Origin of the sequence: Sphingomonas sp., assembly GCF_036402235.1 — a bacterium.
Taxonomy (GTDB): domain Bacteria; phylum Pseudomonadota; class Alphaproteobacteria; order Sphingomonadales; family Sphingomonadaceae; genus Sphingomonas.
The window spans coordinates 225062-237167 of the sequence record NZ_DASWTG010000054.1 but is presented as its reverse complement, the minus strand read 5'-3'; the positions used below and the strand labels follow the sequence as shown (position 1 = coordinate 237167).

At 66.7% G+C, this 12106-nt stretch carries 9 protein-coding genes; 5 read left to right on the top strand and 4 right to left on the bottom strand.

Going from position 1 to position 12106, the window contains the following annotated elements; all coding sequences use genetic code 11:
* Positions 1–3 precede the first annotated feature (3 nt).
* Complete coding sequence (locus VGD28_RS11845; RefSeq protein ID WP_331028544.1) at positions 4–2187, bottom strand: calcium-binding protein; 2184 nt, start codon at positions 2185–2187, stop codon at positions 4–6.
* A gap of 205 nt (positions 2188–2392) precedes the next feature.
* On the opposite strand from VGD28_RS11845, the gene VGD28_RS11840 reads away from it, so the two are divergent.
* The gene (locus tag VGD28_RS11840; protein WP_331028543.1) at positions 2393–2566 is read left to right on the top strand and encodes a hypothetical protein; all 174 of its coding nucleotides are present in this window, start codon (positions 2393–2395) and stop codon (positions 2564–2566) included.
* A 96-nt stretch (positions 2567–2662) separates the two neighbouring features.
* Here VGD28_RS11840 and VGD28_RS11835 read toward each other — a convergent pair whose 3' ends face one another.
* The 3 genes from VGD28_RS11835 to VGD28_RS11825 are packed head-to-tail and all read right to left on the bottom strand — an operon-like array spanning position 2663 to position 6253.
* On the bottom strand, positions 2663–3853 hold the full coding sequence (locus VGD28_RS11835; protein WP_331028542.1) for a glycosyltransferase family 4 protein: 1191 nt from the start codon (positions 3851–3853) through the stop codon (positions 2663–2665).
* A gap of 37 nt (positions 3854–3890) precedes the next feature.
* The gene (locus VGD28_RS11830; protein ID WP_331028541.1) at positions 3891–4904 is read right to left on the bottom strand and encodes an NAD-dependent epimerase/dehydratase family protein; all 1014 of its coding nucleotides are present in this window, start codon (positions 4902–4904) and stop codon (positions 3891–3893) included.
* Complete coding sequence (locus tag VGD28_RS11825; RefSeq protein ID WP_331028540.1) at positions 4901–6253, bottom strand: UDP-glucose/GDP-mannose dehydrogenase family protein; 1353 nt, start codon at positions 6251–6253, stop codon at positions 4901–4903. The genes VGD28_RS11830 and VGD28_RS11825 overlap by 4 nt, the downstream gene beginning before the upstream one ends.
* A 311-nt stretch (positions 6254–6564) precedes the next feature.
* Here VGD28_RS11825 and VGD28_RS11820 point away from each other — a divergent pair, with 311 nt between their 5' ends.
* The 4 genes from VGD28_RS11820 to VGD28_RS11805 all read left to right on the top strand — a co-directional run bounded on the left by VGD28_RS11820 (position 6565) and on the right by VGD28_RS11805 (position 12097).
* A complete protein-coding gene (locus tag VGD28_RS11820) occupies positions 6565–7848 on the top strand; it encodes an aldehyde dehydrogenase family protein (protein ID WP_331028539.1) in 1284 nt (427 codons plus the stop codon).
* A 63-nt stretch (positions 7849–7911) separates the two neighbouring features.
* Positions 7912–8850, top strand: coding sequence for a hypothetical protein (locus VGD28_RS11815; RefSeq protein WP_331028538.1), 939 nt, complete (start codon positions 7912–7914; stop codon positions 8848–8850).
* A gap of 207 nt (positions 8851–9057) precedes the next feature.
* Positions 9058–9915 carry a UTP--glucose-1-phosphate uridylyltransferase gene (locus VGD28_RS11810; protein ID WP_331028537.1) on the top strand — a complete coding sequence of 286 codons (858 nt, stop codon included), beginning with the start codon at positions 9058–9060 and terminating at the stop codon, positions 9913–9915.
* 1 nt (position 9916) lies between these two features.
* Positions 9917–12097 carry a GumC family protein gene (locus VGD28_RS11805; RefSeq protein WP_331028536.1) on the top strand — a complete coding sequence of 727 codons (2181 nt, stop codon included), beginning with the start codon at positions 9917–9919 and terminating at the stop codon, positions 12095–12097.
* Positions 12098–12106 lie beyond the last annotated feature (9 nt).

Below are 12106 nucleotides of genomic sequence, written 5' to 3'. Positions count from 1 at the left end.
GAGTCAGCCGAATATGAAATCGTTCGGGCCGAAGCTCTGCGCGCCGCGGACGAAGATGCTGTCCGTGCCCATGATGATGCGGACTCCGTCCGTGCCCGTCGTGAAACCGAGTTGCTCATAGGCGATGTCGAAGGCGCTGAGATCGACAAGGTCCGCGCCCGAGGTGAAATCGCTGATCTCGTCGGCGCCCGAGCCCGGCGCGAATACGAACCAGTCGGCACCCGTGCCGCCCACGAGCAAATCGTTGCCGCCGCCGCCGATCAGATAATCGGGGCCGTCTCCGCCATAGAGCTTGTCGGCGCCGCCGGCCACGGTCGCAGCCGACTCCCGGCCGTCGCCATAGAGCCAGTCATTGCCGTCGCCGCCCTCGAGCGTGTCGGCGCCGCCCTTGGCACTGTCCGTCATTACGTCGCCATCGCCGATCAGGATGTCATCGCCCGCGCCGCCAGTCAGCCGGTCGCTGCCCCCCTTGCCGCTGCCATAGATATTGGTCGCATCGCCAATCAGCAGGTCGGCATCGTCGCCGCCCTCGAGCCGGTCGTTGGCGCCCTGGCTGCTCAGCCATTCCTGGTCACCGACCAGTCGGTCCGCGCCCGTGCCGCCGACAAGCGTGTCCGACTGCCAGCCGCCGGTCAGCGTGTCGGAGCCCGATTGGCCCCGGAGCAGATCCTCGCCATTTCCGCCCGCGAGCGTGTCGTCACCCGAATTGCCGGCGATGTCGTCATTGCCGCCCAGCCCGCCCAGCGTGTCGTTGCCCGCGCCGCCGATCACCGCGTTGGCGAGCGCGTTGCCGCTGCCAGTGAAATCGGCGGCACCGCGGCGGATGAGCTGCTCGACATTGCCGGCCAGCATGTAGCTGTCGAGTGTCGTCTCGACCCGGTCGAACCCGGCGCCAGTGGCCTCGGTGATCCGGTCGCCGGCGTCGTCGACCAGGAAGATGTCGTCGCCCGCGGTGCCGAGCAGCGCGTCCGCCGTGGCGGTGGCGGGCAGGGGAAGCAGCGCGATATACTCGATGGCGCCGGGCGAGGCCTCACCCTGATCTACGGTCAGCGTCTCGCGGATCGTCTCGACACCGATGAGGCTGGGGAGCGAATCGCGCGTAGCGAGCGTCGAGAGCTCGGACCGGGTGATCTCGACGTCCTGCAAGATGAGTCGTCCCTGCGAAGAGATCACCTTAGTGCGCGATCCGGCGTCGTCGAAGCGCCCGCCGATCACGGTGACCTCGGCGGCGCTGTCAAGCCAGAGCTGGTTCTGCTCGGAGATGCCGCCCCGCAGCACCGGGTTCAGGCCGACTGAGTCGATCAGCGTCGCCTCGGCCCAGAGCCGGTAGTTGCGGCCATTCTCCTCGCTGAGCGCACGGACGACCACGGTGCCGCTCGACTTGAGATCGTAGCCGCCGTCGCTGTTGCCCCGCGCGACCGTGTCGATGAAACGCACGTCATAGACGCCGCGCTCGCTCGCGAATCCATCGCCGTTAAAATAGGCGCCGGAGGTGCTCTGGACATTCTCCATCACCACCCGGCTGAGCGTGACGTTATGGACGGTGTCGTCGAGATGGACACCCGCGGGCAGGTCGTCGCCCGCCTGCCCGGCCATATTCGCCGTGACATTGTCGATCACGACGTTGTTGGTGTCGTACTGAAGGCGGATCGCGGTCTTGGAGAAGCCCTGCACGTTGACGTCACGGATCGTCAGCCCGGTGATCGTGGCGGTGCCCAAGGGCGCGCTGGAATAATCCTCGAAGAAGCGGCGGACATTGTTCGCGTCGATATCCTCGATGTGGAGGTTGGCGAGGTCCGCGGTGACGCGGAAGGCTGTGCCGACATTGTCGATCCGCAGGTCACGGAATTCGAGATTGTCCGCGCCGGTGCCGAGTTTGAACAGCTCGTTGCCGGAGGCATCGCCCGCCTGCCAGTCGGCCGGGCGCGAGCCAGTGAAATGCGCGGCCATGGCATTGCCTTCGGAATCGATGCCACGCACGATCACCGGCTGACCCTCTGCCCCACCGCGCGTGATGCCGAGTATGCCGGTGACGTTGTAGGCGCCCTGGTCGGCCAGCAGCAGCACCTCGCCCCCCGGGCCCGCCCTTCCGATCAGCGTATTGAGCGAACCGATCGACGCTGCGTTGTTGATGTCGCTACCGCTTTTGTCCCCCGATCCGGCGGGCGAGATGTACAGGCTTGGCATGGCGAACGATCCCTTGCTGTTGTGGCGAGCTGTACATCGATAGCATCATGTTGCGCCGCAGCATGGTTAAGCCGCTATTATGCTGACTACCGGTGAGGTTATTGCGATGGACCGTCGTCAACTTCTGACTTCGATTGCAGGGCTTGCAGGCACTAGTGCGTGTAGCGCACAGGATCCTAGACGCGAAGGGGCTGGACGGCCGCCGATGGCGATCGATGCAGATGGGCAGGGGCGCTGGCGGATACGCAGCTGGGCGTGGAGCGGGGATGCATGGCGGCCCGCGATCGCGCATGCGGTGCAGGGTGCGGCAGGGATCGAGATTTCAGGAAGGATCGGGGCGGCGGACCGTGCGGAGGTGGCGGCTCGGCTGGCCGTGTAGCTTGCCCCGTTTTGGGAACGGGGTGGGAGAGGGCCTGTACTGCATGGCCCCCTTTGCCTTCAAATGAGATGCCCCCCTGAAGAGAGAGAGTCGGGTTTAGCCTTTGACGACACCTGGCTTCCCGGAAGCCCGGGGCACCGCCCTGGTCTGGGCCAGCGTGCTGCGATAGACTGCCAGCGTGTCCTCCGCCGCCTTGTCCCAGCTGAAGCGGGCGCGGACGGTGTCGCGATCAACCAGAAAATCCGCGCAATTCATGTCCAGCCGCTGCGTGAGCGCCGCGACGTCGCCGACCGGGAAGTAATTCCGCGGGTCGAGTCCGATGTCGAGGTTGGCGGGTATGTCGCTCAATAGCATCCGCGCGCCGCAGCTCGCGGCCTCCAGCGCCGCGATCGGCAAGCCTTCGTGATGGGAGGGCATCACGAACAGGGCGCAATGTTCGTAGAGGCATTTGAGCGTGGCGCGGGATTGAACCCCGGCGAAGATCACCCGATCGCTGGCGCGCTCCTGCAGCGCGCGTGCATAGTCGCTCTCGTGATCAGTGGCACCGGCGATCACCAGTTTCTCGGAGCAGTTCGATGCCTCGAAGGCGGCGATCAGGTCATGCAGGCCCTTTTCGGGGACCAGCCGGGCGACGGCCAGCAGGAAGCCGCCGCGCTCCACCCCGATACGCTCCAGCACCAGATCCGGATCGGCGTCGCCGGGCAGGTCGGACGTGCCGTTCGGGATATAGCTGATCGTTTGGGCGCGGGCCGGGAAATTGCGCTTGAGCTGGGTCGCCAGCGAAGGCGAGACGGCGATTACCCGGTGTGCGAAATTGACCGCCAGCCATTCGCCCGCGCGCAGGGCATTGCGCGCGAGCAGGCCCCATTTGGCGCGGTGATAATCGGTGCCGTGATGTGTCACGATCACTTTCAGGCCGAGAAGCCAAGCAAGCGGCGCCATCAGCCCCGGGCCGATCGCATGGATGTGGATCAGGCTGGCGCCGCGCCGCCAGGCGGAAAGTACCGCGAGGAAGGTGGCGATGATCGCTTCCAGACTCTGCAAGCGCGGGCAGGGTATGCCGACGATCTCGACGCCGCGATGTTCGGTCTCGGGCTCGGGCAGGTAGGGTGCGCGGCCCAGCACGATCGATCGGTGATCGGGCCACAGCGCCTTGATCCGCGGCAGCAGCTCCTCGCAATGACTCTCGACCCCGCCCATTACGTGCGGGAAGCCGCGCAACCCCGTTACGCAGATGGTGGGCGCCCTTTCGGAATCGCCGGTATGCACGCTTGTCCGTTGCAGCATGTTGATACTCCGCACGCGCCCTGCCGGATTCCCCGGCTCAGGCCACCGCTGCCATCGGCCCTCTCCCACCCTGTTCGATTTCACTAAGATACCAGTCGACGAACCGCTCGATGCCGTGGGCGAGTGGAACCCTGGGGCTGTATCCGGTAAGGTCGCGGATCGCCGAAATGTCGGCATAGGTGGCGGTCACGTCACCAGGTTGCATCGGTCGCATCAGCTTGATCGCCGGCCGGCTGAGCGAGCGCTCAAGGATCGCGATCATGTCCATCAGGCCGACAGGATTGCAGTCGCCGATGTTGAGCAGCCGGTGCGCGCCGCTGGCTGGTGGCCGGTCGAGCACGCCGACCACGCCATCCACGATGTCGTCGATATAGGTGAAGTCGCGCGCCATCTGGCCTTCGCCGAACACCTCGATCGGCTGGCCGAGCAGGATCTTCTGCGCGAAGCCAAAATAGGCCATGTCGGGCCGGCCCCAGGGGCCGTAGACGGTGAAGAACCTGAGTCCGCTCTGCGGCAGGCCGTAGAGCGTTGCGTAGCTCTGGCTCATCAGCTCGCAGCTGCGCTTGGTGGCCGCATAAAGCGAGACCGGCGCGGTGCAGGGCTCGTCCTCGCGGAAGCCGGCGCCGCCCAGGGGCCGCTCGCCATAGACCGAACTCGATGAGGCATAGACGAGATGCTCGATATTGCCGGCGTGCCGCGCCGCCTCGAGCACCGCGAGATGGCCCTTCAAGTTGCTGTGCTCATAGGCGAAGGGATTCTCCATGCTGTAGCGCACCCCCGCCTGGGCGGCGAGGTGAACGACACGCCGCACCCCGTTCCCCGCCACCAGCTCCGCAAGCAGCTCGGGGCTGGCGATGTCGCCGCGGACTAGCCGGAAATCGAAATTGTCGATCAACCGCGCGACGCGCGCCTCCTTGAGCGACACGTCGTAATAGTCGGTGAAATTGTCGAGCCCGATCACGCGCTCGCCGCGCGCGAGGAGCCGTTCGGACACCGCGTGGCCGATGAAGCCAGCGGCGCCCGTCACAAGGACGGGGTCGCTGGCCGTCACGCTGCCCGCCTCCGGTTCGAGGTCGTGGCATCCTCCTCGAACTTGCCCGGCCGGCCGACGCTAACATAGCGCAGACCGGCTTCCTCCGCCTGGGCAGGCGGGTAGATGTTGCGCAGATCGACCAGCACCGGTTCGGCCATGACCGCCTTCAGGCGCTTTAGGTCGAGCGCGCGGAACGCGTCCCATTCGGTGACGATCACCGTCGCCGCCGCCCCCTCGGCCACGGCATAGGCGGATTCGGCATATTCGACGTCGCTGAGCATCGCCTCTGCGGCGGCCATCCCTTCAGGATCAAAGGCGCGGACCTTCGCGCCCGCATCCTGCAAGGCCCGGATGATCGCGATTGATGGCGCATCGCGCATGTCGTCGGTATTGGGCTTGAAGGTGAGGCCGAGTACCGCGACCGTACGGCCGCGCACGCGCCCGCCCATCGCGGCGATCACCTTGCGGCCCATCGCGCGCTTGCGCTGCTCGTTGACTGCGACCGTCGCCTCGATCAGGCGTAGCGGCGCATCGTGATCCTGCGCGGTCTTCATCAGCGCGAGCGTGTCCTTGGGGAAGCAGGAGCCGCCATAGCCAGGCCCGGCATGGAGGAAGCGGGCGCCGATGCGATCGTCGAGTCCGATGCCGCGCGCCACTTCCTGCACGTCGGCGCCGACCTGCTCGCACAGGTCCGCCATCTCGTTGATGTAGGTGATCTTCATCGCGAGAAAGGCATTGGCCGCGTACTTGATCAGCTCGCTGGTGCGGCGGCTGGTGAACAGCACCGGCGCCTTATTCAGCGAGAGCGGGCGATAGACTTCCTCCATCGGCGCGCGGGCACGCTCGTCCTCGATGCCGATCACTACCCGGTCGGGCCGCTTGAAATCCTCGATCGCGGCGCCTTCGCGCAGGAACTCGGGATTGGAGGCGACAGCGAAGTCGGCTGCGGGATTGCATTCGCGGATGATCCGCTCGACCTCGTCGCCGGTGCCGACCGGCACCGTCGACTTGGTGACGATTACGGTGAAGCCATTCAGCGCACCAGCGATCTCGAGCGCGGCGGCATGGACATAAGAGAGGTCGGCATGGCCGTCGCCGCGCCGGCTCGGCGTGCCGACCGCGATGAACACGACATCGGCCTGGCCAACCGCCTCCGAAAGCTCGGTGGTGAAGACGAGGTTGCCTGCTGCGACGTTGCGCGCGACCAACTCGTCCAGCCCGGGCTCGTAGATGGGAATGCCCCCGGCGCGAAGGCGGGCGATCTTGTTCGCATCCTTGTCGACGCAGGTCACGTGATGGCCGAAATCGGCAAAGCACGCGCCCGAAACCAGCCCGACATAGCCGGACCCGATCATCACGATACGCATTTGCGCTGCTCCTAAATACGCGGAGACGAGATTTTCTGCTGCGTTTGCGAACACTCGACTTGCGCGCTCAAGGCGTCAACTTGCCAGCTTCGAGGTGAGGGAAATCGGCGGCGAAATGATTTTCGCCAGAATCGAGGTCACAACTTCGCTGCATTGCGCAAAAAGGATGACTTCGCAAGGAACAGCTTCCGCCGCTGCTGGAACGGTGCCGGGGCGATTTGGGTCCCATGCGTCGAAACGATTCGACTTGAACTTGCCACGGATCGGCGACGGAGTAGAAGATCGTGCGACAAGCCGTGGGAACGAAGAGGATGCTCGAAGCGCAACGCGCTGCATTTTTCGCCGAGCTGCCGGTGCCGGCGGCGATTCGACGCGATCGGCTGCAGCGGGTCGCCCTGATGATCGAGCAGAACGCGGACGCGCTGTGCGCCGCGCTTGCGGTCGACCAGACGAATCAGGATGCCGAATCGGCGATGCGTACTGAAGTCGCGCCGGCACTGGCTGCGCTCCGCGACGCGCAGGGCAATGTCGCAGGGTGGATGCGGCCGGAAGGAAAGAGCGCACTGCGTGGCTGGTTGGGGCTGGGCGGCGAGTATGTCGAATATCAGCCGCTGGGCGTGGTCGGCATCGCGGCGCCCGCAGCGCTGCCGCTGCTCCGGACGGCGATTATCCTGGCAGGTGCGCTGGCGGCGGGGAACCGGGTGATGCTCCGCTTCGACGGCGCATCGCCGCAACTCGCCGGGCTGTTCGAGTCGTTGGCGCCCGACTTCTTCGATCCACTCGAGCTGGCGGTGATGCCTGCCGAGTCCGGCCCGGGCGTTGCCGGCCTGGGCTTCGACCTGCTGGTGGCCGATGCGCCGATTGGTAAGGGGATCGTGCTCGCGCGCTCGGGCAAGTCGCCGGTGATCTTGGGACGCTCGGCTGATTTTGCCCGGGCGGCGGCGCGCGTGGTCACGGACAAGCGGGTGAAGGGCGGGAAATTCCCGCTGGCGCCAGATTACCTGCTCGCGCCCGAGGAGCAGGAGGAGGCGATCGCCGCCTGGCTGTGGCGTGCGGCGATGCGCCCGGGCGCAGCGGCGGCGGCGCCACTCTCCGCGGGGGAAGGCGACCGGCTCGCGCGGCTTCTGGATGACGCGCGCGCGCGCGGGGGCCAGGTGATGACCGCCGAGCCGCGCGGTGCGGGTATGCCACTCCATATCGTCCGCCACGCCACCGAGGACATGCTGGTGATGCAGGAGGAGATCGAGGGACCGATCCTTCCGCTGTGCAACTATGCGCGCATCGAGGAGGCGATCGCGGCGATCCATCGGCGTCCGCCTCCCGCCGCCATCTATTATTTCGGGCGTGACACCGTCGAGCGCCGGCACGTGCTGGGGCGCACGCTTTCCTCGACGATCGTGATCGGGGGTCGCGCGCCCACCAAGGTTCACAAGGGAAATGCGGGCATGACGCTCGGCGTCGGCGAAGGAGAGGCGGGCTTCCGCCGTTTCAGCCGGGCACGCCACGTCTATCGCCGGCCTTTGCTGAGCATAGGCCGCCCCGCGCCACGCGAAGCCGGAGAGGAACTGGGCGGCGCGGCGCCGGCATTGCACTGAGCACGGAGGCGCCACGCCGCATCGCATCGCGCTGGCCTCGCCGCTTTCCTCCGGCTAGCGGCCATGGTCGGCATGAATTCTCGCTTTCCAATGAGCCCGGCCCGGATCGCCGCCGAAGGCGAGCCAGTCTATGTCGTACGCTCAGGCGCAGCCTATCGCGGCGTACATGCACGTGATGTCGGCAACGGGCTGTTCGTGATACGCGACTCGGTCCGCAGCGTGCAGATCTCCGATGTTGAAGTTGTCGGCGGCTACCGGGTGATCGAAAACACCGCTGTGCCGCGCGGAGCTGGTGCCGATTGCGTGGGCCTTCGCGTGCGCGGCGCCAAGGCGAAAGGCCTCCGCCGCAGTTTCGCCCGCATCCGCTATGCCAGCCATGACGGCGTGATCGAGGACGTGACCGCCAGCGGCATGCTTACCACCGGCGCGCACGACCTGCCGGTGGGCATTTCCTTCGCCGACACCGCGCACGATTTCCGGCTGGAGCGCTGCACGATGCGCGGCTTCCGCTGGAAGCGCGGCGAGGGCAAATACTGGAACGGCGATGGTTTCTCGACCGAGCGTGGCAATGCGCGAATCCTGTTCCGCCGGTGTGCCGCGTGGGACAACAGCGACGGCGGGTTCGACCTGAAATCCACCGGGAGCGTGCTCGACGACTGCATCAGCGGACGCAACGCGCGCAACTTTCGGCTCTGGTCGAGTATTCGCGCGACGCGGCTGACCAGCGTCGACCCGCGAAAGATCGGTGGAATCGGCGACACGAACCATTTTTCGATCATGGCGGCGCAGGGACTGCGCACTCCGCTGGTGATCCATATCGAGCATCTGACGGTGAAGAGCGACCAGGCCTGGCCGATCTTCGATGTGCATGACGGGCCGGCCCGGATCATCATCGGCTCGCACGACATCCAGGTGCCGCCCGGCACGCCGCTCGTGCGCCGGCGCGGCAAGGGCTCGGTGCCGGGGGGAATCAGCTTCGCGGGAACTCCGCCGAAGCTTTGAAGTGGGCCGGACGCAGTTCGGACACGTTTCGACGCCAGCCTCTTGCTGCAATGCAGCGCGAAGGCGCAGCGTCTGTTTGTCAGGACGTGGCGATCGTGTTGGCGATCCGGCTTGCCCTCTTTGGGCAGCGTATCCGCGAGGTCGTCTCGTCCTAACGGGTGATGCTGGTCTTCCGGGGGGGACCCAGCAACCAGGAAAGGGTGGAAGATGCGAAGAGTACGCAAGGCAGTTTTCCCCATTGGCGGCCTTGGAACCCGGTTCCTTCCGGCCACCAAATCGATGCCCAAGGAGATGCTTCCGGTCGTCGACCGGCCGCTGATCCAATACGCCGTCGACGAGGCGCGCGAGGCAGGCATCGAGCAGTTCATCTTCGTCACCAGCCGCGGCAAGAGCCTGATCGATGATCATTTCGATCACGCCTTCGAGCTCGAGGAGACCATGACGCGGCGCGGCAAGTCGCTCGAGATACTCGATGGTACGCGAACCGCGCCGGGCGACATCACCATCATCCGGCAGCAGGAGCCCCTGGGGCTTGGCCATGCGGTGTGGTGCGCACGCCGTATTGTCGGCGACGAGCCGTTCGCGGTGCTGCTGCCGGATGATCTGATGATCGGCGAGCCGGGCTGCCTGAAGCAGATGGTCGACGCCTATGCAGAGCTCGGCGGCAATCTGATCTGCACCGAGGAGGTGGCGCCGGAGGACACGCGCAAATACGGTATCGTCACGCCGGGCACGCGCGCCGGCGCGCTGACCGAGGTGCTGGGGCTGGTCGAGAAGCCCGCCCCGGACGTGGCACCTTCCACGCTGGCGGTGATCGGCCGCTACATTCTCCAGCCCGAGGTGATGGACATATTGGGCAGCCAGGAGGAAGGCGCAGGCGGCGAGATCCAGCTTACCGACGCGCTGGCGCGGATGATCGGCCAGCAGCCGTTCCACGGCGTCACCTTCCAGGGCAGGCGCTATGACTGCGGCGACAAGAGCGGCTTCGTGACCGCGACGATCGCGTTGGCGCTGGCCCGGCCGGACATCGCACCCGCGGTGCGCGCCTTTATGGCCACGGCGTGATATGGACGCGATCACCCGGCGCCTGCCGCCGCGTCGTGATGCAGACCCGCAGGTCGATCGCGGTGCGTTGATCGACCTGCGCCATGTCGGCGCCATCCTGCGGCGGCGCTGGATGATCCTGTGCGCGGCGATGATCACGGCGATCGTGGTGGCCGCAGCGGCCTATCTGGTCGCCGAACCGCGCTATCTGGCGACCGCGCAGGTGGCGCTGGAGCGGACGGCCGAACGCGTGATCAACGTCGATTCGGTGGTGCCGACGACCGATCCGGATTCGGCGGCGGTGGATACCGAGGTGCAGGCGTTGCGCTCGCCCGAGCTGATCGGACGCGTGGTCGATCGGCTGCACCTGGATCGCGACCCCGCCTTCAACAAGGCCGCCGTGCCGGGCCAGCCCGCCCCGGCGCAGCCCGACCTGATCGGGCGCCAGCATGCGATCGGCACGCTGCTGGGCGGCCTCACGGTGAAGCGCGACGGGCTCTCCTATTCGATCAGCGTCTCGTACGAGGGTGCCACGCCGGTCCAGGCGGCGCAGGTCGCCAATGCGCTGATCGACGACTATGTCTCCGGTCAGGCGGGTGCCAAGGCCGAGGCGACGCAGCGCGCGCGAAGATTCCTTGAACAACGGCTGCAGCAGTTGCGGGCGCAAGTGCTCAGCGCAGAGCGTGCGGTCGCTGACTACCGTTCTAAGAACGATCTATTCGCCGTCTCCAATGCGAGCACGGTCACCCAGCAAGAACTGTCCGGCCTCTCGACCCAACTCGCCCAAGCCAGGGCGGAGAATGCTGCGGCGCAGGCACGACTCGCGGCGGCACGAGCGCAACTGCGCGGCGGGCGGAGCGGCGAAGAGCTCGGCGATTCGCTCGATTCGCCGGTGGTCAGCCAGCTGCGGGCCCAGCGTGCCGAGGTGGCGCGCGAAGCCGCAGCGCTGGAGAAGCGCTACGGCCCGCGCCATCCGGACCTTGTCCGCGTGCAGGGCCAACTTCGCGCCGCCGACCAGGCGATCGCCGCCGAGGTGCAGCGCATTGTCGCCAATGTTTCCATTCAGGCGAACATCGCCAGTCAGCGGGCGGCCTCGCTTGCCGGATCGGTGGCGCAGTCACAGGGCAAGCTCGCCAATGACAACGAAGCGTCAGTCCGGCTCAACGAGCTGGAGCGCAACGCCGAATCGTCGCGCACGCTCTATCAGGCGTTCCTTGACCGCTATCGCCAGACGGTGGCGCAGTCCGGCCTGGAGCAAAGCGATTCCTACATCGTCAGCCGCGCGCGAGTGCCCGGCGCGCCGAGTTCGCCGAACGCGCTGATCTATGCGGCGATGGCTTTGGTCGGCGGACTCGGTGTGGGCGTGTTGCTCGTGGTGCTGCTCCAGTTGCTCGAGCGCGGGCTGGAAACCAGCGACGCGATCGAGGAGATGCTGGCGCTGCCGACGCTCGCCTCGATCCCCGATGCGAACACGCTGCCCGGCTATCGCAAATCGGGCCTGCCCGCGCCGCCGGCCGAACTGCCGCTCAAGCGGCCACAATCGACCTTCGCCGAGGCTTTCCGTACCTTGCGCACCTCGATCCAGTTCGCCGACGCGACCAAGCCGATCCGCGTCGTCGCGATCACCTCCTCTGTGCCCGGCGAAGGCAAAACCACCACCGCGATGGGCTTGGCGCGCGCGGTGGCGGTGGCCGGCGGCAAGGTGCTGCTGATCGATTGCGACGCGCGCCGGCGCGCGTCCAGCCGGCAGTTCACCGACAATGTCACGCTGGGGCTGGACGAGGTTCTCGCCGGCCGCGCCACACTGGAGCAGGCGATCGTCAAGGACAGCCTGTCCGATGCGTGCCTGCTGCCGCAGCGGCTTGATTCCAAGGGCATCAGCCTGGCCGAGAGCCCGCGGCTGGCCGAGCTGATCGAGCAGGTACGCGAGCGCTACGACCTGGTGATCCTCGACACCCCGCCGGTGCTGCCGGTCGACGAGGCGCGCGTGATCGCCAGCATGGCGGATGGCGTGGTGTTCCTCGTGCGCTGGCGCAGGACGCCGGCCAAGGCCGCCTCGGTGGCGCTCAGGCGGCTCTACGACGTCCATGCCGAGATGCTGGGCGCGGTGCTGACGCTGGTGGACGTGCGCGAGCAGGAGCGCGCCGGATACGAGCATGGCGGCAGCTTCATGAAGGCCTACCGCCATTATTATGCGGACTGACCGGGCGGG